The sequence below is a fragment of the Lentzea sp. NEAU-D7 genome (assembly GCF_026242055.1).
GTDB lineage: Bacteria > Actinomycetota > Actinomycetes > Mycobacteriales > Pseudonocardiaceae > Lentzea.
This window is the reverse complement of the sequence record NZ_JAPJDL010000032.1, coordinates 61,743-84,603: the sequence shown is the minus strand read 5'-3', so window position 1 is coordinate 84,603 and position 22,861 is coordinate 61,743. Positions and strand designations below refer to the sequence as shown.

Annotated in this window: 1 protein-coding gene; it reads right to left on the bottom strand. The window is 69.3% G+C overall.

The window, feature by feature from the left end; genetic code table 11:
* Positions 1–598 precede the first annotated feature (598 nt).
* A complete protein-coding gene (locus tag ORI60_RS40985; protein WP_266043399.1) occupies positions 599–21,910 on the bottom strand; it encodes a glycosyltransferase in 21,312 nt (7,103 codons plus the stop codon).
* Positions 21,911–22,861: the final 951 nt, after the last annotated feature.

The window sequence follows — 22,861 nt, the reverse complement described above, 5'->3', positions numbered from 1 at the left end:
ACAGCAGAGGCGGACGTTCGGTGGCCGAGCTTGAGCAGCTCACCCTGTGTACGGCGGTAACCCATGTGGTGTTGTCCGCACCATCTCCTCGATCAACCCCACAACCGTCAAGTCGCTGCGCGGCGGGCTCCTGGACCGCACGCTGATCTGGAACGAGGCCCACCTACGGCACACGCTGCACGTGCATGAGCAGCACTACAACCAGCAGCGCACCCATCGATCACTCGCCGCGGCAGCAGCCTTGCGAGCCCGACTCCAACCTCTTCGACCTGACCGGATCGAACGCCTCGCGGTACTCCGACGGGACCGTCTCGGTGGAGTCCTCCACGAGTATCGGCATGCCGCTCGACCTGTGTGGACGTAATTTTCGGCGCGCACAGGGGCAGGCCACGCCGTGGAGCCTTGCAACGGCACGCGAAGCCGAGGGCGAGCCACCAAGCCACCGAACGCAACGGCGAAGCCGAGGCGTGAACACTTGCGCCGCAGGGGAAGTGAGAACCGCAATCGTCGCGAGGCAGCGACGAACCAACCACACGCGACAGAGCGCCCAATGTAACCACCGGCCAAGGTGCGGGTCACGCTGATCCATTCTCACGTCCTACTGAAGTAGCCGGCGAGGTCGGTAGGTCACGCGGCCGTCGACTACCACCATGTCGATCTCGAGCGAAGCTCCGGCGTGGCCGCCCATCGGTGCCAGCACCAGCGGTGCGGTACCCGCGCCCTGGTGGACCACCAAGGTCATGCCCAGCTGAGTCGCGATCAGGTGGCCGAGTAGGTCGCGTGCGTTACCCGCACCGGTGTTCTCGTTCGCGTCGGTGTGCATCTTCCAGTTCGCGTTCTCGACGAGCGCACCGGTCACGTGTCCTGTGTGGACCAACCTGGACATGGTGAAGTCCGCGGTCGCCTGGCTCACCGCCGCCGTGGTGGCGGCGTGGTTCAGCACCTGTGCGCGCAGGGCCGCCGGGTCCTGGCGGACCACGTGTCCGACCGCCGCGTAGAGGCCGTTCAAGGTGACAGGCGGGGGAGCGGGCCGGTTGAGCACGTCGAACGCCAGATGCCGCAGATGCCGCCGCGTGTTGCTGACGTGTTCCTCGTACTGGCTGAGCCGCTTCGGCGAGATGGCCTCCGCTACCTCGCGCCGTTCAGATCCCTCGGAGTCGGTTTGTGCGGCCCGGCTGTCGGCGCCGACGAGTGGTGGCAGCGGGTCGGCGAGCACGAGGGACGCCGGCTGGCCCGGGTTGAACCTGACCAGCGGCTCCTCGGACACGTGTTTGTCGACGATGGTGTCGAAGATCTTCCGGTCGAAGTCGGTGACCGGGTCCCAGTACAGGTGTGCGCCGTGCTGGACCCCCACGTTGCGGTTGACCAGCAGGAAGACCATGCCCTCGTAGTCTTCCTCGCCGAGCTTGTTGCCGTCCGTGTCGTACATGCCGTACATGTCGGCGTCACCGGTCACCCAGATGAAGTCGCCTCGCGAGTTCGACCCGTGGACGACCCCGTCGATGACCTTGAACTTTCCCTCCTGCTCGTACTTGTCCATCGTGCCGATCAGTTCGGCGAACTCGGCGGTGCGTTCGTCGAAGCGCTTGGCGACCTTCTCCCGCATCCCCGGGGCGACGCCGGAGAGATCGCGGTTGGGGTCGGGCTGGAAGAACCCGACGAGCCCGACGTTCTTCGCGTCGGCACCGAGCAGCACGTCGGTCTGGTTGATGGTCTTCGCCTTGATGTCCTTGGGTTTCGGCATCGCGCCGTCGCGGAGCCACCGAACGGAGTCCGGGTTCGTGGGGCGGACGTCCAGCACGATGTTGAAGCGGTCGACGAAGTTCTGGAACCGCTCCTGGTTGCGCTTCGGGATGCCGAACTCCTGCTCGAGCCGGTCCGGGGTGAGCGGCGCGGCGTCATCAGGAACCCGCCATTGCACGGAGTCCCGCAGAGCCATCGGACGTGGTGCGGCGGACGGCTGGGCGTCGATCTCGTCGAAGAGGTCCTCGACGAACGGCCTGCCGAGGTCCAGTTCCGGCAGCTGCGGCTGCACAGGCGCAAGCGCGCTGCTGACCGCTGCGGGGTCGACCTCGGCCTGCTGCTCCGGCCACCTGGCCGGGTCCGACTCGACCAAGGTGATGCCGTGGGTCTGCGCGAAGGTCTCGATCCGCGCCCGCACGACGGGGTCTTGCCCCGTGTGGGGGACTGAAACCTCTGCAACGTCGCGACCGAACACGACATCGCCGTACACGTGCGTCTCCAGAAGCAGGTTCCGCTGCGGGATCATCCCGTCCAGCCCCAGGGAGTTCTGCACGATGCCGTTGACGTAGTCCGTGCGGTTCTGCTCGAACATGTCGTGCATCAGGTCCACGAGGTTGCTGCGCGCAGGCCCCCTCGCACCGAAGGTGTAGTACGACCGCTGGCGCACGTGCGGTTCGAGCAGCAGGTGGGTGTCGCCGTAAACGGCCGTTCCTTCGAAGCCCTTCGTCCGGTTGTAGTTCACGTTCACCGCGCCGAACACCGCGGCCTCGTGCAGGCCGAATCCGCGCCTGCCCGACTCGGCGTCGTCCTTCTCCCGGCGCCACCGCGTGTAGTTGTCGCCACGAGCGACGTTGACGTCGTTGGACTGCGTCCAGAAGGCGAAGTCCGGGTCCTCGGCGAGCAATGCCTCCAGGTAGCGGACCTGCCGCGGCGTCCTGGCCGCCTCGATCTCGCTGGCGGTCAGCAGAGCCTTTGCATGCTGGTGCGCCGACCGCAGAGCCTTGAACTCAGGGCTCGGCCGGAACGGGTCGTCCGACTTTCCCTTCTGCGCCAGCTCGGCCGCAAGACGATCGACCTCGGCGCGGCGCGCGTGCACGTCGCTCTCCCGCGACCGCAGTGCTTCGAGCGTGGCCGAGTCGACGACGCGCAGACCGATCTCCGCGTTCGGCAGGTAGCGCGCGTCGGGCTGGGTGAGCGCCGCCGCTCCCTGGTCGGTACCGAAAACGGCCTCGCCCTTCAGCGAGATGGTGATCGGCGCGGTGGCGAACCAGTCCTCGGCCTTCGCGAGCAGCTGCTCGGCGGCGGCGAGGTCCGGCACCGCGAGCTTCTCGACGAGGTTCTGCTTGACCGACTCCCGGCGTGCCGCCGCCTCGGTGGCCTCCCGGTCGCCCTCGGCCCGGTCGGTCCGGATGTCGCGCAGGTGCTCATACTGGCGCTGGGACAGTGATCCTGCCTGGTCGGAGCCCGGCGGCGGTACCGAAGCCGTGGCCATGGGAGAGGCCAGCTCCTCCCTGCCCGCCGCGAGGTCGGCCGCCGTGAACGGCAGCGCGGCCGGCGGGGTCCAGGGCCCCGCCGCCGGAGCCGTAACGTCGGCCGCAGGCACCTCGGCGGCAGCCGTCGCCGGAGCTGGTGCCAGCACGGCTCGCAGGCCGTCAAGGCGTTGGGCCGCGGCCTTGGTGAGGACCAGGTCCTTGTTGTTCCACTCGCGTTCTTCCGGCTTGCCCCGGTCGGAACCACCGAAGAATCGGTGCAGAGTGGAGGTCTTGCGGAGTTCGACGACGTCGCGGAAGTGGCCCGGCGCGATCTCGCCGGGCAGCTTCTCCAGGTCGAACGTCCCGTTGGCGTTCGGGTCCGGCCGGAGCCTCCCAGCGTCGATCTCGGCCATCGTGTACGAGAGCATCTCCGCCTCGTAACGCCTGCGCAGGAGATCGAAGGTCGTCTGCGCGTCCAGACCGGCCCGCTGGGCGAGGTCCTCGACCCTGGCGGCCACGGCGGGCAGTTCGACGTCTCCGCGCATGAACGAGGTGATCGGGTCGTCGGAGACCAGCGCGCCGGCCAGGCGGACGGCTTTCGGGGACATCGCCGAGGACGACGCGTCGCCGTCCCAGTGGAGCCGGTCGGCCTGCGACTCGATGATCTTGCGTGCGAACACCGGCTTCAACAGCGGGTCGTTGAACGCCTCCGCCATGTCCCTGGCCACGTTGTCCACGACCGATGCCAGCGCAATGGCGTCGTTCCTCGTCTTGACCTCGGGGCCCTGCCCGGTCACCGCAGTGATCTTGGGCAGGATCCGGCCCAGCCCGGGGAACGACCGCGGAGCAGGTCGCCCGAGGACCTCCAGCACCCGCTGCGTGTGCTCGCGCGTGCTCTGGCCCTGGCGGATCCGCGCGTCGGGATCGGTCATGGCCAGGTCGACCAGCGGCATCCGTCGTGCCCAGTCGAGGACGTCCGCCGAGCGGCCCTGTGTCGGGCGTGCTTCAGCGGCCGCACCGGGCTCGGTGATCTCGCGCCGCGGCTCGGCAACGCTGTCATGCCGGGCTCCGGTGGTGGAGCCAGGGCCCCGCGTCTGCGGTGGTGCCTCGGTCGTCGGCGGCGGGGGAGGGCTCGGCCTCGTGGGCATGGCAGGGCTGGACTCCGTTGGCGGCGGAGGGCTCGGCCTTGTCGGCTGGTGCGCCGGTCCGGTGGGCGCGGTCGGCCGGGCGGCCGTGGTCATCGCGGTCTGGTGCGGAAATACCGCCTCTGCGTTGCTGCGGGCCGCCCACGCGGCGAACTCGGACTGCGTGAGCATGTCGAAGTGCGTCTTCTTCGGGTCACCGACGAGATAGACCTCCACACCTTCGTGGCGGACTGCCTGCACGGACAGCGCGTGCCCGACGAATCGCCCCTCGAGTGCTACGGGCAGGACGCCGACGTGGTGCAACTGCGACCAGAACCTGCTGTCCACCAGGTCCGCGAGTGGCCTGGCCCAGCCTGACGGAGTGGGGTGCGCGAGGACCTGCTCGGCGAGCAACCGGTAGTTCTCGGTCACGCCGGACGCCCGCCGGACCGGCCGGTCGACTCCCATCGGCAGCGATATGGCCGCGCTGGCCGTCCAGGCTCCGTCGATGAACTTGCGGCTGAGCACCGGGATGGAGTCGACGCCCTCGCTCGGATCGGAGACGGCGGCGAGCTTCTGCATCGCCCGTCCCCACTCGTCGCTCAGGGCGGCTTGGTCCTCTACACCGGCGTTCGACTGCTCCTCCAGCCGGTCGAACGTCTCGCGTGCCTCGGCGATCCGGTCCCGCACCAACTGCTCGACGGTTCGCCCGCCGAGCTTGTCCTTCTCCGCCAGCGGCTCGGGGTCGTTCTCCAGGGCGCGCACCAGTGCCCGCTCCACGCTGTCCGCGACCGCGCGGCCCGCGTGCACTTGTGCCATGACCGTGGGCAACACGGCCCGCAGTCCTGTGTTGACCGCGGCCGGCTCACACGTGTTGAGGAATTTCTGCTCGTCCAGGCCCCTGCCGGCGAACAGCGCGTCGGTGAGGTGAGGTGAGGTGAGCAGCGCCGTGAAGGGCGGGTGCGCCAGCATTTCGGCCCGCGCGTGCGGTGTGAGGTTGAGCGTCCCCAGCACTGCCAGCCGCTGGGGCAGCGGGTCTGCCCCGTGGTGTGGAAGGTCGGACAGCGGTGCCCGGCCTGCCTCGACGTCGGCGGCGATCCCGGCGAGCACCTTCTCGAGCGTCGCCGGCGGCATGGGCTGTGCGGACTGCCATTCGTGGACGTGACCGAGGTTCAGCTTCGTGATGTCGCCGACGCGACGATGCCTTACGGGCACGGCACTTGTGGTCACAAGCAAGTCGGTGATCAGGTCACGCACGCGCCCGGTCTGCTCCGGGCTCAACGAGCCCGAGGCCGTCAGGATCCGGTTCACCGGGCCCTGCACACCGGGGGAGGACAGCACGTCCGCGACATGGTTCTCCACCGACCCCAGCGCGGTGAGGCCGTCGAACGTCGATGCCGCGTGCTGCGGATCGAGTCCCATCGCCGCGATCTGCTCGGTGAGCTCGTGCCGCGTGGCGTTGTCGCGCTGCCCTCGTGCCAGCGCGTCGCTGGTCAGGTCGGTGCCGGCGGGGGCACCCGCGGGACTCGCGACCGCCGTCACCGCGTCGTTCGGGTTGGTTGAACCCGGTGACCGGTCCTGCGCCGCCGGGGTCGTGTCGGCACGAGAGATGGCGGGAACGGTCACGTTCGCGTCCCGCAACGACGCCTGCGACGAGCCCGTGTCGATCTGGGCCTCGCTCTCGGTCGTCACCCACTCGAGGCCCGACCAGCTGTTCTTGACGTGCGGGTCGAACAGCGCGCTGTAGTCCCGCTTGCCGACGAGAGGCACCGGCGCCGGCAGGTAGTCCATCTCGACCTGCAGCCCGTGGTTGTCCGGGCTCATCGTGAACTGGCCGATGAGACCGGTCGTCGGTGCGAGACCACCGTCCACCAGGACGTTCGGCCCGGAAATGTCCGGCGCCTGCTTCTTGAGCGCCTTGCTGAAGGCCTCCTGCGACATGCGGTAGCTCTGCAGGCCCTCGAACTTCTTCGGGATGAGGTCGGTGAGAGCGTGGATGAAGTCGTTTCCCGGTGGCGTGACGATGAAGTTGTTGTTCAGCTCGCCCTTGTCGTACTGGATCTCGGCGGCCGTGCTGAGCTCGGCACCCGGCGCGACATCGTCCACGCGTGACAACGCGGTGTCGACGCTGTGCTGGTCCCGCAGGCGCGGCGCCAGCAGCGGCATGTCCGTCGGCTGCATCTTGAGGTCACCGACCTCGTTCAGCGACACCGCGCCGGGGCGGATGTCGACGTCGACGTACACACCGCCGTGCTTGGCCAGCACCGCGTACCGCGCGACGTCGGACTGGAGGTTGAACGCCTTGGCGTTCGGGTCCTTGGCGGCGGAGTAGACGTCGTCGATCGTGGTCTTCGTGTCCGTGCGGCTCTGCACGTCGGTCGAGAGGCCGTGGACCAGGGAGTCGACGTCCGGCCGGATGTCGATGCCCGCGTCCAAGAGCTGCTGCTTGACCTCAGGGGACCATCCAGCCGACGAGGCATCGGTCCAGAGCGTGGCCTTCCAGTTCTGGTCGGGGCCGGTCGACTTCTCGTTGTTCTCGCGAACCTTCGCAGCCCAGTCCAGCAGGCTCTGCACGGCGGCCTCGTTCGGCGTGGTGCCGAACCAGGCGAAGTGCAGCTCCTTCGGAACGTCAACGGCGCCCACGTCGCCGCGCGCGGCGACGGCGTCGTCGTAGTGCTGCTGCACGTCGATCTGCTTGTCCGATCCGCGCAGGCGGTTGATCAGGATGCGGGCCTTGCCGGGCTTGCCCTCGGCGACCGCTTGGGCCACATGGGCCTTCAGGACTTCGACATCCACAGTGGATGGATCGGCCTGGGCGTGCAGCAAGCCGACCCACGGGTCGGACGAGGCGAGAGTCACGGCCGCCGCGGGAGCAGTGGGCGCCGGCGACGCCAGCGACTCCCTCCTGAACAGCCCCGGAACGTCGACGGTGAACAGCTTCTTGAGGGACTCGCGCCTGTTCCTGAGGGACTCGCGCCTGCTGCCCCTGATGGACTCGCGTCGTTGCCCTTCGGGCGCGGGCCGCGCCTGGAACTGCTGGGCGGCGTGGTGAGTGCGGGGCAGTGGCCAGGAGGCCGAGCGGTACCGGGTGGAGGGTGTCGCCGCGGCCGCGCCCGGTGCCGGCGCAGGGACGGTACCGGTGCCGGGAGCGGCGTTCGCGGTGGATGCCGGGCCGTCGTTCGCCGGTGGCTCGGGCTCCCAGCCCGCGGGTGGTGGCACGGTGGCGGGGCCGGGCGGGTCGATGGTGGTGTCGGGCACCATGACCTGGCTGGTGGCGGTGCGTTCGATCAGCCAGAGGTGGCGCGGCAGGATCCCGGGATCGGGCAGGTGGGCGGCGGAGCCCATCAGCCCGCCGTCGTTGGTGTGGACGCCGGAGTTGGTGTCGTGTTGTTGCAGGACACGGGTGGTGTCTTTGTACTCGTCGGGGACGCCGAGGTAGTGCAGGGTTTCGTGGGCCAGGACCTCAGGGCTGGTGTCGGGGTTCCAGTGGTCCTGGTCGACATCGGGGTTCTTCGGGTCGACCTTGACGGTGGTGTGGGCGTCGGCCTTGTTGTCGGTGAATTCCAGGTTGACGTGGAACTGGTCGCCGCTGGGCAGCCGGAAGCCCTGGTTGAGCAGGGTGTTGACGCCGTTGGTGGCGTTGTCCCTGATCTGCGCGAGCTGTTCGGGGGTGGTCTTGCCGGTGGGCTCGAGGTGGACCTTGACGGTGTATTCCTGCACGAACGTGCCGGGGCTGGTCTCGATGCGGCGCAGGTCGTAGTTGATGAGGCCCTGGTAGGCCTCGATCTTGGTCGGGGTGCTCTCGGTGAGGATGTCGCGGACGTCGAGGTCGACGGTGCGGACGTCGGTGTCGTTGCGGCGGTCGGCCCACGTGCTGCGGTCGGCCGGGTTGTCCGGGGTGGACCACTCCGCGGTCCTGGCGGGGTCGTGCCGCCAGGACTCGTCGGACAGGACGTCCTTGCCCCGGTGGGATTCCGGGGTCGGCGGCGTCATCGCCGGCGGCGCGCCACCACCGCGGACCTTCTTCGGCGCCTTGGTGGTCTCCGGAGCAGGACTGGGCGAGCTCGTCTCCGCACCGATGCGGCCGCTTCCCGTTGTGGAAGGCTCCGCGGGTACCGGGGGCAGGGGCTTCTGGTCCGGGTCCGCCGCGGTGCTGGTGGTGGTGTCGCGGGGTGGCGTGCTGGCGGTGGTGTCGCCGGGCGTGGTGGTGGTGTCGCCGGGTGGTGTGCTCGTGGTCGTGTCGCCAGGTGACGCGGGCGGGGCCGGCGGCGCGGGAGGCGCGGGCGGCGGGGTCGAGTTGTAGAGGTCGATCTGGCGGTCCGCCTCCGCCTTCGCGTCCCACCACTTCTTCTGCTCGGCGTCCGCGGTCCTGCGGGCCTCGTCGAGCTTGGTCTCCGCGTCCGTGATCGTCTTCTCGGCCGCGGTCCGCTCCTCGGTGAGCGCCTGGTGGGCTTTCTCCGCGTCGGTGCGGACGGTTTCGGCGTCGGCGACGGCCTTCTGCTGCGCCTGGATCTCCGCGCGGGCGTCGACGGCGGCCTTGCGTTGCACGTCGAGCTGCGCGTGGGCTTCGGCGAGCTGCTGCTGGGCGTCGGTCAATGCGGTGTGCGCCACGTCGGCCTCCTGCCCGAGCCGGTCCAGCTCGGGCTTCGGCGCTCCGTTGATCTGGGCGTCGTCCAGCGCGTCCTTGGTCGCGAGCGCCTCCTGGCTGAGCGACGAGATCTGCGGCGTGAGGTCCTGGATGGCCGCGCGGGTCTGCGCGACGTCCGCCACGGCGGTGTCGAACGCCGTCTGCCGCGTCTGGAGCTCGGCCTCGGCGCTGACGTGGTTCTCGATCGCCGTGTTCAGCTTCGTCGCGGTGTCACCCAGCGGCTGATCGGTCCTCGCCAGCACCGCGGCCGCGGTGTTGATGACCTTCTGGGCCTCGTGCCGGGCCTCGTCGACCTTCTTCTCCGCCTCGCGCCAGTCGTCAGCCGCCTTCTTGACCTCGGTCTGCGCGTCTTTCAGCGAGTCGCTGAAGTTCTGGTTCAGCATCGACTCGACCTCGGTGGCGGACATGCGCACGCCGGCCGAGCCGGGCACCGTCAGATCGACGACGCCCGTCTTGCCGCCGATCGTCGCGACCACGCGGTACTCGACGTCGAACTGCACGAGACCGGTGCGGGAGGTGTCCTTGGGCTTGGTGCTGCCGCCCTGGGCCTGTGCCGGGCCGCCGGAGACCGCGGACGAGTCCTCGTTCGCGTGCTTCAGCTCGACGCCGCCGGTGCCGAAGTTGACGGTGTCCTTCGGGTCGCCCTGCTTGACCGCCGCGCTGCCCTGGGCCAGGCCCAGGGCGAGGTCGGAGGTGTCGGCGACCTTGCCCTCGCTGGAGACGTCGGTCGTCTTCGTGGTCAGCGGAGTCTCGATCTTGACGCCGTCGCTGAGCGAGCCCAGCTGCGGGTTGACGAGCTTCGCGTAGACCTTGACGTCGGCGCCCTGGCCGAACGTCAGCGCCGCCTCCTTGAGGCCCGGCACGTCGAGCGGGCCGGACAGCATCGAGGACAGGTGCGGCTGCAGGTTCTCCGGGCTGAGCGTCGAGAACAGGCTGTTGAGCGAACCCGTGCCCTTTCCGGTGAGGCCCTTGCCCGCACCGGCCTCCGTCATCGCCTTCACGGCGGCGTCGCGCAGGTCGCCCGCGCCGCGCAGGTTCTCCACCGACGCGGTCGCCGGCAGCTGGGTGGCCCTGCTGTCCTGCTGGAAGGTGTAGGTCGCCTCCGGCGTGCCGAACTCGCTGCCGCGCCTGCTCGCCGCCGACATGTAGGGCTGTGGGGTGCCGCGACTGGTCGTCGGCTCCGAGACCTTCTGGTTGTCCGCGTGCGTGCGGACGACCATGTCCTGCTCGGCACTGTGGACCTTCGCGATCTCCTTGGAGCCCTTCTCCACGACGAGCTCGAACTCGACCGGCACGTTGTAGCGCGCCGCCGGACCGCTCGCCGTGCGGTTGTGGCCGAACGCCGCGCTGGTCGAGGTCGTCACCGAGCTGCTCTTGTTGGAGCCGATGTTCGCGATCGCGCTGACACCCGCGGTGCCGGAGACGTTCGGGTTCGCGATCCCCGGCGAGGCCAGGCCCGGTGCCCGCAGGCCGAGGCCCCAGCCGGCGCCGCGTCCCTTGCCGTCGCTGTCCTTGAGGGAGCCGCCGTCGTTGTGGGACATGTCGACGCCGTCGTTGACGACCTGGTCGAACTGCGGCTCGCCCGCCTTCGCCCGCAGCGTGACCTGGTAGGAGTCCTTGCCGAACGTGCCGGGCTGGTGGACCAGCAGCGGCACGCCGCCGTCCAGAGCGCTGTCGATCATCGCCTTGACGCTCGTCGGCGAGTTGAGGTCGACGATGCGCTGCAGGTTGCTCATCGAGTCCTTGAGCACGGAGTCCGGGATCAGCGGGTCGCTGCCGAACTTCTTGGTGTTCGTGGACAGCTTCGTCGTGAGCTCGTTGACCGCCGCGGAGAGGTCCGGGACCTTCTCCACGTTGGACAGCCCGAGCGCGCCGGGCTCGCCCGGTGCCACCGTCGACGGTGGCACCATCTTCGGGAAGTCGGGCTTGGGAACGTTCGGTGCCACCCTCGGCAGCACGCCCATCTCCCGCGCGACGTCCTCGGACACCCGCACGAAGACGGACTTCGGCAGGTTCACCTTCACGCCCTCGGCGTTCGGCGTGCCGCCGTGCACGAAGTTCCCGGTGCGGCTTTCGCCGACGATCATGAACTCGGCGTCGACCTGGACCAGCACGGTCCGGGCGTCCTCCGGTGTGGTCCGGCCGCGGTCGACGTTGCCGCCGATCTCGTTCGACGTGGTCTTGTTGTCCGACCACGGCGTCACCTTGCCGGTGACCGCGGCACCACCGGACCCGCTGGGGTTCGACGGCTGGCCGGCGGGCGGGGTGATGTTTGGGCGAACCGGGACGTTGATGCCGGCGACGAGGTCGACCGACCGGCTGGTCGTGGACGACTCACCGGCCTTGTAGCCGCCGCTGACCGAGTTGTCGGTGCCGGTGGTGTCCGAAATGGACACCAGCTTCGCTTCGCCGAGCTTGACCGACATGCCGATCGCGCCGGAGCGGTCGGCGACGCGGCGGTCGTACTTGAGGCCCTGCTCTTGCACGCCGGTCTCGATGAGCCGCTGCAGGTTCGCCTTGATGTTCTCCGGGGCGAACATCTTGTCGATCTGCGCCCGCGACGCCGTGCCCGGCGTGGTGAGCGCCGAGTCGCCCTTCGCGGCGCGGTTGAGCGCGTCGATCGCCTGGTCCCGAAGCTCCGTCGTGTTGGCGACAGCCTCCACGTGCAGGAACTCCGGTGACTTGGGACGGTCCTGGTCCGGGTTCAGCAGGTCCTTGACGGTCGGGGAGTCCGCGATCGGCGTGGACTTCGGGTCACCCGGCTTGAAACCATCGCCTGGGTCGTCCTTGAGCGTCGAGGAGTCCGACACCCACAGGTTCACCTTGCCGTCGATCTTGTCCAGGCCGGCGCCGGTCTTGGCGACGGTCTTCACGTCAGGTGCGTGCTGACCGGGTGCGCCCGGCACGATGGTGCGGACCCACGTCCGGGGCCGCGTGAACGTGGTGATCTCGACCTCGAACTCCACGTCGCCCTGGAACACCTGCGCGTCCGGGCTGCCGGGGTTCGACGAGGTGGCGCTCACGGCCGGTCCCGCCGAGGTCTTGTCAGTCCACGAGTGGCTGTAGGACACACCGGCCTGCGGCATCGGCGTCAGCGAGGCGACGCCGGTCTTCACCGGTATGTTGGCCCTGCCGGTGATACCACCGGTCCAGCCCTTGGTGGTGCTGGTATTGGCGTCGAGCTTCGGGCCGCTCGTGGTGGAGTCGCTGACCGCTCGGCCCTCGGCCTTGCCGAGGTGCTTCGGGTTCGTCAGCTTCGCCTTGACCGTGACGTTGACGTAGGTGTTCGTCGTCTTGCCGGAGTTCTTCAGCTGCACTTGGACGCCCGGACCGAGCAGGCTGTCCATGTTCGCCTTCAACGCGGCGGGGGACAGGTTCGCGTCCAGCTTGCGCTGGTTCGCGAGCTGTACGGCCACGTCGCCGTAGCCCTGGCCCTTGCCGGAGCGCGGGTTCGCGTCCGGGTTGTTCCACTTCGGCAGGAACCTCTCGAAACCGGGCAGCTCGCGCAGCTTCGTCTCGACCTGGTTCTGCACCTTCGTCGCGGGCACGAACTCGCCCACCTTGGCGTTGCCGGCGGCGAGCGTGTCGGCGACGTAGGGCGGCAGGAACCTGGTGTCCGCGGTCGCCGGGTCGGTCGTGGTGTTGCGGGTGCCGACCACGGTCGGCAGGCCCACCGCGCCGGCCTCGCCCAGACCCATGCGCATGTGGGTCGTGATCTCCATGGTCACGGGCTTGCCCGCGGGGCCTTGGACCTCGACCTCGGTGGTGACCTCGTACAGACCGGTCTCGAGCTTGACCCCGATGCCGGACTTGCGGCTGGAACTCGTCCCGGCGTTGACGCCCTCCGCGGTGCGTGCGGAGTAGGTGCCGGTCGCGCCGACGGTGCCGCCGACCTTACCCGGGACGCCGATGTTGCCGCCGAAGCCGGCGGTGACGTCGAACCCGGTCTTGGTGGACGCGGACACACTGCTGCCCCAGGCGGAGGTGTCCTTCAGGTCCAGCGCCGCGTCGGAGTGCGTGCCGACCAGCTTCGCGTCCTTGAACGTCGCCTTCATCTGCACCGCGGCGCCCTTGCCGGCGTGCGGGCTGATCAGGTCCGGCGAGGTGACGAAGCCGCCGAGCATCGCGGGCAGGTTGTCGCGGATCGAGGTCGGGGACAGGAAGTTCTGCAGCGCCTCACGACCCGGCGAACCGATCTTGGTGATCGACGGGTGCAGGTTCTCCGCGACGTCGCTGAACAGCTTCCCGGAGTCCTTGACCACCACGGCTTCCGGCACGGCGTTCTCGGCCTTGAGACCCCACGCCGGGTCGGGCGGCGTGACCGTCGCGGAGGACTTGCCGGAGTCGACGATCGTGCTGAGGTCCGTCGGGACTTGCAGGGTCACGTCGGGACCGGTGCTGAGCGTGGAGAACAGAGTGGGGTTGCCCGAAGCGTCGTACAGCGTGATCTCGTACGAGACCGGCACCGTGACCTTCTTGGACCCGGAGTCCGATCCCTTGATCGCGCGCTGCTCGGTGATGGAGGTGTTGGTGGCCTGCGACACCGCGGGTGTCGCGAGCGCGGCCTTGCCGCTCAGCGAGCCGTAGGGGCCCATCGCCACACCGGCCGTCACGGCACCGCCTACGTCGTTGGACGTCGAGATGCTGTTCGTCGTCGTGGACGCGGCGGCGGCCTGGTAGTTCTTGTCGACCTTCGTGTTCGCGGCGTCGGTGACGCTGCTCCCGTCCGCGTGCATCTCCGCGCGGACGTTCGCCTCGAACCAGGCGTTGCCGATCTTCACCTGGAAGTTGCGACCGTCACCGAGGAACGTCTCGAAGTCGTTCTCGATCGCGTCCTTGATGCGTGCGGCGTCGTCGGGCTTCAGCCCGTTGATCTCCCGCACCACCGCGTCCGCGCCGCGCACGTCGGTCGGCACGATCGAGCCGAGCGCCTTGTTGTCCTGGAAGAAGCCCGGCAGGTTCGTGTCCGGGAGCTGGCCGACCGGCTGCGGCGCCATCGTCGTCATCGGGACGACTGGGTTGGGCGTCGGCCTGGGCGGCGCGGGACGGGTGACCGCGTCGTCGTTCCGGCGCGCCTGCTGGAGCTCTGCGGTGAAGTCGAGGAAAGCCTCGAGATGAGTGGTGTTGTGCCCACCCGCCTGCGCGTCGCGGATCTGCTGGCCGGCATGGAGTCGCACGGCTCGGAGGTCGGCGTCGCTGAACCGCCGCCATCCGGGTGCGTCGATGTCGGCCGGTAGGTGCAGTGCGTAGGTGGTGATAGCGGCGTCGCGGCTGTTCCTGATTTCGTTGACGCGTTGCTGGTAGTAGTTGACCTGGCGGTTCGCGTCCGCACGCCGGGTGGCCTGGTCGTCGCGCATCGCCTGGGTTTTGAAGCGGTCGGGGACGATGTCGGAGGCGTTCCACCGGTCGCGGGCGGTCTTCATCTCGGCCAGGCGCTGTTCGGCGATCTGTGTGCGCCGGTCGTGGATGGCGGGCGGTCCTGCTTGGCGGGAGACCTCGATCATGTGCTCGATCGCGGCCGAGCGTGCGGCGTCACGGCCGTACGTCTGCTGCATGTCCCGCAGGGCGGTGGTGTCCAGGCCGTACAGGGACGCTTCGAACGACCGCTGGGGTGTTCCTTCGTGGACGGGACCGAAGCCGCCGGGGACGACGAGGTCCATGTCCGGGACTGTGGACCTTGTTGCCGGGTCCTGCATGAACGGTCGCGGCTCGGCCTGTTCCTGCCGGGTCTCGGCCGGTGCGATGGTGTCGCGGTCCCGCGCGTCGGTGTGCGAACCGGCCGACGCGCTGTCATCGGATCGGACCGACGCCGAGTCGTCCACCTCGACCGTCGGCGTGTCCGGCCGGGACGGCGCCGGCGTCTCCATCATCCGGATTTCCCGGATCTGGTCGTACAAGCGGTCGAGCTCCGGAGTCGGGAGACCGCCGATGCGCGCGTCGCGGATCAGGTCGGCGACGCGGTTCTCGATGATCTCGGCGTCGTGCGGCGTCACCGTCTGCCACTCGGGCGCCGTCGTGTCGGCGGGCAGGGTGAGCGCGTAGGTGGTCAACGCGTCGGTGCGGTCGTACTGCAGCCGCATCAGCTCCTGGTCGAGCTGGCGGGCGTGGTCGATGAGCCGCTGCTGCTCCGCCCGGCGCTGTGCCTGGTCCGAGCGCATCAGCTCAGTTTTGAACACGTCCGGCAGGGCGTCGGTGGTCCGCCTGAGGTCCCGGACGTCCTCGCGGGTCTGGCGGATCTCGCTCTGCAGGTCCCTCAGGTGCTGCTGGAGGCCGCCTTCCTTGTGGGCGATCTCCTGGTAGCGGGACATCTGCTCGATCTCGAACGAGCGGTCCGGGTGGGTGCTGTGCTGCAGGGCCAGTTCGGCGAGCTCGGCCCGCGACTTCCCGTACAGCGACGCCCGGAACGCCGCGTGCTCGTGCCGCGGGGTCCGCACGAGATTGTCCGGCCGCGCGTCGACGTCGGACTGCGCGTCGACGTCGGACTGCGCGTCGACGTCCGACCGCGCGTCGACGTCCGACTGCGTGTCGGAACTGGCAGCGCTGTAGATGCTTTCGGCGTCCTGCTGCGTGCGGTGCTCTTCGAGAGCGCGGGCCAGCTGGCGTGCGTTGAACTCGCGAGTTCTGGCTTCGAGATCGCGCAGGCGCTCGGCACGTGCATCGAGCTCGGCGTTGAACTGCTCCAACCGCTGCATTGTCGACTGCAGCTTCGCGTACTTCTCCGCGGCCTTTTCGAAGCGGTTGCTGTAGTCGGGATCGGTCGTGAACGCCAGGTTGCGCTCCGCCTGCCGTACCATCCCTTCCGCCTGGGCGATCTTCTGGTCGAAGTCGACGGACGTGTCGACCTCGTGGCCGAGCATCTTGTTCAGGAAGCCCTGGAAACCGGTGTTCGACGACTTGCCGTCGCGGAAGTTCTGCAGCGCTTCCCTTGTGTCGTCCAACTGGGCGCTCAGCCCGTCCAGACCACGCGTCGAGGCGTGGTTGGTCACGATGCGGACGTCCGCCTCGTTCTGCACCCGCTCCTGCAGCTTCTTCAGGTCCGAGGCGTCGAATCCGGCGTTCTCCGCCGCCGTGATCTGCGCGGTCAGCTGGGCGTCGAGCCGGGGCAGCACGTCCGCTGGGATGTGCTCGAGCTTGTCCGCGTTCGGACCCGCGACGAACTTGTCGACGAGGTGGGTGGTGCCGAGCGCGGGCCCCTGCGCGGCAAGGGTCTCGATCTGGCTGTTGGTGCTGTCGAGGAGGTCGGTGAGGGTCTTGACCTGCGCGTCGATCTGCGCCTGCTGTCCGGTGTGCTGCGCCGTCTTCCACAGGCTGAGCCGGCGGGGCGCCTGGGACTTCACCTCCGCGATGCGGTTCTCGAGCGTCGAGGCTCGTTCTCGCAGGGCGTTCACGAACGCCTGTGGGCCGCCGGGGTGCGCGGCCGCGCGCTTGACGAGCTGGACCTTCTGCGCGGCGTTGTAGAGGCTCTCGTCCTGGCGGCCCTTGTAGAGGTCGGCGATGGTCTGGTTGACCTCCGCGGAGGACTTGCCCGCGAGCCAGGCCTCCATGCCGGCGCGGACTTCCTGGGGCGAGGGAGCGCCGAGCGCGCCGAAGGTGCCGTTCTGCGAGCTGATCTGCACCTGGGTCGCGCCGTCCGGGCCGTGCACGGTCTGCACGCCGTTGCTGTCGACGACGAGCTGCACGTCCAACGCCTGCCCGATCGAGGCGGGCAGGTGGGAACCGACGTGGGAGTCGGCCCATGACGGCGTCTGCAGCGCTTTCGCCACCAGGTCAGCGGGCGACGGCAACGCGCCGTTCGCGTTGAGCTGCTGGGTCAGGTGGTTGATCATCTCGACGTTGCCGGGGTTCGTGCCGTCGGCCTTGGGGCCGGCGTTCACGACGTCCCAGCGCCTCGACGACCCGTTCGCCAGGTCGTTGGCGAGGTTCGCCCGCCACTGCTGGGTCTTGGCGTCGGCGGTGAGGCCTGGGGTGTTCGGTTCCAGGTCGGGGTGGAACTTCGCCAGGGTGTCCGGACTGACCTGGCTCGCCACCCAGGTCGCCAGGGCGGGCGGGGTCAGGCCGGGGTGGTTGTGGTTCTGCGGGTTCTGCCGCACATCGCTCAGCACTGTGTCCACAGTGGATCGCACGTCGCCGGAACCGACCAGCGGGGACGCGTTCGGGACTGGCGCGTTCTGGAACGCCGCACTGCGCAGCACCGACTCGATCAGACCGACGCGATCCAGGTTCGGCAGGTGCGTCCGGTTCGGACGGACGTCGATCTCGCCATCACTGTCCGAGTCGGAGTCCGAGAACCGACCGGGCATGGTCGCCGGCCTGGTCTTGAGGTCGGCGTCGGGACTCGGGTTCGAGTCGACGTCGGCGGTGCCGTCGGTGCTGGGCGTTGACACCGGGCCGTCGTTTTCCGGTGGTTTGGGGGTCCAGCCCGCGGGTGGTGGCGCGGTGGCGGGGCCGGGTGGGTCGATGGTGGTGTCGGGGACCATGACCTGGCTGGTGGCGGTGCGTTCGATGAGCCAGAGGTGGCGGGGGCGGATGCCGGGGTCGGGCAGGTGGGCTGCAGGGCCCATGAGGCCGCCGTCGTTGGTGTGGACGCCGGAGTTGGTGTCGTGTTGTTGCAGGACTCGGGTGGTGTCTTTGTACTCGTCGGGGACGCCGAGGTAGTGCAGGGTTTCGTGGGCGAGGACTTCGGGGCTGGTGTCGGGGTTCCAGTGGTCTTGGTCGACGTTGGGGTTTGTGGGGTCGACTTTGACGGTGGTGTGGGCGTCGGCCTTGTTGTTGGTGAATTCGAGGTTCAGGTGGAACTGGTCGCCGCTGGGCAGCCGGAAGCCCTGGTTGAGCAGGGTGTTGACGCCGTTGGTGGCGTTGTCCCTGATCTGCGCGAGCTGTTCGGGGGTGGTCTTGCCGGTGGGCTCGAGGTGGACCTTGACGGTGTATTCCTGCACGAACTTGCCGGGGCTGGTCTCGATCCGGCGCAGGTCGTAGTTGATGAGGCCCTGGTAGGCCTCGATCTTCGACGGTGTGCTGTCGGTCCGCACGTCGCGGACGACCACGTCGACGGTGCGGACGTCGGTGTCGTTGCGGCGGTGGGCCCACGTGCTGCGGTCGGCGGGGTTGACCGGGGTGGACCACTCCGCGGTCCTGGCGGGGTCGTGCCGCCAGGACTCGTCGCTCAGGACGTCCTTGCCCCGGTGGGATTCCGGGGTCGGCGGCGTCATCGCCGGCGGCGCACCGACCTCCGGCACGTCCTTGCGAGTGCCGTTGGCGTGCATTTTCGAGCTCGGCGCCGGGGGAGCGGGAGGCGGTGGGACCGACGTCGTGGGAGCGGGCGGGGCCGCCGGCGCGTCCATGGTGGGCGTCGGACGGGTGTTGCCGCCGGTGTCGGACCTCCCGCCGGTGTTCGCGTCAGGGGTGCCGGTCGACGAGGACGGCGGCGCGCCGCGAGTGCTGCCCTGGTCGCCGCCCTTCACGTTGCCGTCGCGAGAACCGCCGCCCTGGGAGCCGCTGTCCTTTGTGCGGTCCGGCGCGGGCTTGAGCCTGCCCTCCCCGACGGCGTCCTTCAACACCTCGTAGGCGGTCGTGACACCGGGTGCGACGGAGTTGTTCCTGTGCGGGCGGTCTTGCTGGAACGTGTCCGGGTTCTGCTCGAGGATCTTGTACGACCCGTGCTCGGAGAACTCGTCGAACGCTTCCTTGCGGAACGCGTCGCCGAGCGGGTGCCGGAACGGGATCTCGCGGGTCTCGATGTTGTTCTTGAAGTCCTGGCGGGAGTTCCGGCGGCCGCTGCCGTCAAGGTAGCTCTCGTAGAGGCTCTGGAACCTCGATCCGGGCAGCGCTGCGGCGTTGATCGTCTTGAGGATGTCGTTGCGGTTCGTCGCCTCGTGGATGGCGAATGCTTGCACGCGGGAGGGCGGAGCATCGGCGGTGGCGTTGTGGTTCAAGTGTTGCTGCAGCTGGTACTGCGCGGATACGAGCGACAGGCCGCCCTGCGTGTAGTCGATCAGCAGCACGTTCTTGCCGGGCGGCAGGTCACCCAGGAACTCGTCGAAGTGCTGGTCCAGCATGTCTTGCTGCTGGTCGGTCAGCGGTTCGGTCTTGGGCCTGCCGTCAGGCCCGTTGTACGCGGGGATGAGGATCGACGCCGGGTCGGACGGCAACGGCCGGAAGTTCGACAGCGGGATGGACACCGCGTCGTGGCCCTGGTTCTGCAACGCGGCGACCACGGCGGCGGGACTGCGGCCCAGACCGACGTAGGAGAACTGGTCCGGCGGGTACTTGTTCGTGATTTCCGTGGCGAGGTCGTTCACCGCGTCGAGCACGGTCTGCTGCTCTTGGATGTCCTTCTCGGCGGCGACCCCCATCATCTCGCTGTGGAAGTCGGCGGCGTTGTCGATGCCGTAGACCTCGGGCGTGCGGCTGCCGCCGCCCAGGTTCGTGTCGTAGAGCAGGGGGTGGATCGCCGCTTCGACAGTGGTCCCCTTCGGAGGCCTGATCCCGTTGTCCGCCATCCACTGCTTGGCCATGTACGGCGTCAGGCCGACCGTGGTGTTCTCGTCGACCCTGATGCGGACGAACTCCGACGGTTTGTTCGGTCCGTACGTGAGCCCGCCGTTCTCGTCCGGCCGCCAACCGGAGTCGGTCTTGGGATCTTCGGCGCGGTAGCTCTCCACCCGCTGCTCGGCCGTCTGGAAGTCGACGGCGTCCTCATACGCCGAGTCGCTGTCGCTGTCGCTGTTGGTGCCGGACCGCAAACCCTGGCTGTTCGCCGGTTTCTGCGACGGCGGGACGACCGCGGGCACCTCGACCACGTTGCGGCCGGTGCTCGGCGCGGAGGCGCGGTTGGCCGAGGGCGAACCGGGAGGAGGCGGCGACGGACGTGTCTTGACGGCCGAGCCGCCGGAGTTCGGCGTGCTGGTCGAGTTGGGCGTGGTGGGGGGAACGCTCGTCGCGGGGGTGGGCGTCGGCGTGTTGGTGCTGAGGGTGTTGACCGGCGGGGTGTTCGCCGCCGGGGTCGGCGGCGGCGTGCTCACCGGCGGCGTGGCAGGGGCCGGTCGCGTCTGGACGGGCGGCGTCTGGCCGGGATTCCGGGCAGGCGTCCGCGCGGAAGGCGTCTGTGCCGGGGGTGTCGTGTCCGGAGAAGAGAACCGTGGCGTCGACATCGATGGCGGCGTGCCGGGGCGCGACTGCGGAGTCGCGGTCGATGTCGAGACGGCCGGGGGCACGGTGATGTTCGGCTGCGAGGTGAGCGGAGTCGGCTTCGGAACCGAGGGCGGCGTCGAGGGCGAGGTACCGGCGGCCCTCACGATCGTGTTGTCGGGCGTCGAGGCCTTGGGCGTGTCGAACACGCCGTTCGCCCCACCGGGGCGGAACTTGTTGCTGCCACGGTCGCCGCTGGTCGCGCCAGGCGTCGCGCCCGGCGCCATGGGCGGGGCCATGCCGGGGCCCGCCGCGGGCGGGGGCGTCACGGCCGGAGCGGCACCACCGCGCGGGCTCGCGCTTTGGGGTGGGGTCGCGACGGCGCTCTGCGAACCGGGCGTCAACGGGGTGTTGCCGCCGGGCACCGCGCCCGGAGCGCCTCCGGGGAAACCGCCGGGCTTGGGCGTGCCGGCACCCGCAGAGGTCCCGCCGGGCGTGGAGGGCGTACCGGGAGTGCCGGGAATCGTGGGGATCGTCGGCTTCGGAGCCGCAGGGGGAGTCGAGGTGGAGCTCGGCGGCGCGTTCTTGATGGTGCTCTCGGGCATGCCAGGCTTGGACGCGTCGAACACACCCTTCGCACCGCCGGGACCGATTTTGTTGCCGCCGGTCACGCCGGGGGTCGCGCCGGGCAGCACGGGCGGGGAAGTGCCCGGCGACATGGCGGGCGGGGTCGCGCCGCGCGGAGGTGCGGCGCCCTGCGGACCGGGCGGGGTCGCGCTGGGCTTGGTACCGGCGACCTGACCGGGCGTGGCACCGGAGCCGGGCGCGGCCGGAACGCCCCCGGCCTTGCCGCCGCCACCGGGCGTGCCACCGCCCTTCGAACCGGGGGTGCTGGTGGCACCCGTGGTGCCACCGGGGACTGGCGGCGCACCGGCGGCGGGACCGCCCGGCGGCTTGCCGAGCGTGGGGGTGAGCGAGGCGCCGCCGTCCTTGGGGCCTTGGGCCGGGCTGACCTTGCCGCCGCCGGTCGGAGCCGGTCCGAGGGTCGGCGTGAAGGCCGCGCCGCCCCCCGGACCCTGGGAGCGGCTCACCTTGCCGCCGCCCTGCGGATCGAGGTTCGAGCCGGGGTTGGTGCCACCGCCCTTGGGTCGCTGGATGTCGCCGACCTTGCCGCCGCCTGGTGCCGGGCCGACTGATGGCGTGAGATACGCGCCGCCCTTCGGGCCCTGGGTGGGCGTGACCTTGCCGCCGCCGCTCTGCGGGGCCGGTCCCGGGGTGGGGTTTCCGCCTCCCTTGATCGACTCCGGCCTGGTGACCCTGCCGCCTCCCGACGTGTTCGGACCGGTTGTCGCCGCGGTGGCGCCGGGTGGCGGCTTCGCGTTGGTGCCTGGGTCGATCGAGCGGAAGTTGGAGGCCAGGTTGGTGTCCGTCGTCGTCGACGTCTGGTGCGTGGCCTTCAGACCGGACTGGACGTCGTTGAACGCCTTAGCGCCCTTGTCCGCCTGCGTGATCGCGTTGTCGTTGGACGCGTTGAGCGCGGGCACCGTGAACAGGCCGATGGGGCCGAGCGCGTTGCTGCTCAAGTTCAGACCACGAAGGCCGCTTGCGATGCTCGACAGCCGAGACTCGAGGTCACCCGCCTTCTTCTGCAACCCGTGCATCGCGGAGTCGCTCATGGAGTAACCGCCGTTGCCGGCGGTACCACCGCCCGTGCCCGTGTTGACCGGTGGTACCGAGGGGAGCGGGTTCGCCGCCGGGTTCGGCGACGGATTGGGATTGACGTTCCCCTTGGTCATGAGCGGCGCTTCTCCAATACTGCATCAGAACAGGGCACGATCGGTTTCGGATCCCGGTTGTCGGCTGGACTTATTCTGTCCGCCGGACGGAACGTCCGGCACTAACCGTTCCGGAGGCCGGAACGGCACCGACTGGATCACGGGTGAGCACGCCACGTTCGGCTGCGGGTGTGCGGAGAACGTGCACGCTTATGGCAAGATCCCTCGATCCGGGATGATCCTGCGCAGAGGCTTGTTCGATGTCTCCTTTCGTCGTCGATGTCAACCCGCTGGTCACCGAAGGGTTTGGGGCACGCAGGTGTGTGATTCTGGGTGCCGCGCGCCACAGATGAGACCGCCGGCCCGAGGTTCGCTCCGAACCGGTCACGACATATCGGCCAGCGGGCCTGGTCAACCGCTCGCCTTGACCAGTTGTCTGCGAGGACGGATGTCTGGCGTTGCGTTCGATCTCGATCTGAACGACCATCATGAATGGCGTGAAGGCGAATTCGTGCCCGCTGTCATGCGGCGACACTTCGATTCGGGTACCGGATCGCCGTTCTGGTCGGAGAAGGCGCGTTTGCTCGACTTCGCCGCGCGCCGTGACGTGCGGATCTATCGCGACCTGTGGTTGCTCCCCAGCGTGGTGAACGAACTGCGAGAGGTTCGGTTGGTGGACGTCGTCGCGCGAGGTATGGCGATCAGCCCGGCATCATCGGCTCCTACGACAGCGGCGGGACGGCAGGAGGTCACACTGTCACCCACTCGTGGAGCAGACCCTTCTGCTCGCTGCCGCTGGTTGAGAACGAGGGCCGATGCCTTCGCGCTCACCATCGGCAGACCTGCTTCGACCAGCTGTCGCAGAAGACCGCACGTACCGCCCATCTGACCGACGATGCGCGGTTTGAATTGGTCGAACGCTCGTTCCGCACCGCGGGACGACAGATGGTGGACACCGTGCGTTCTGCCTAC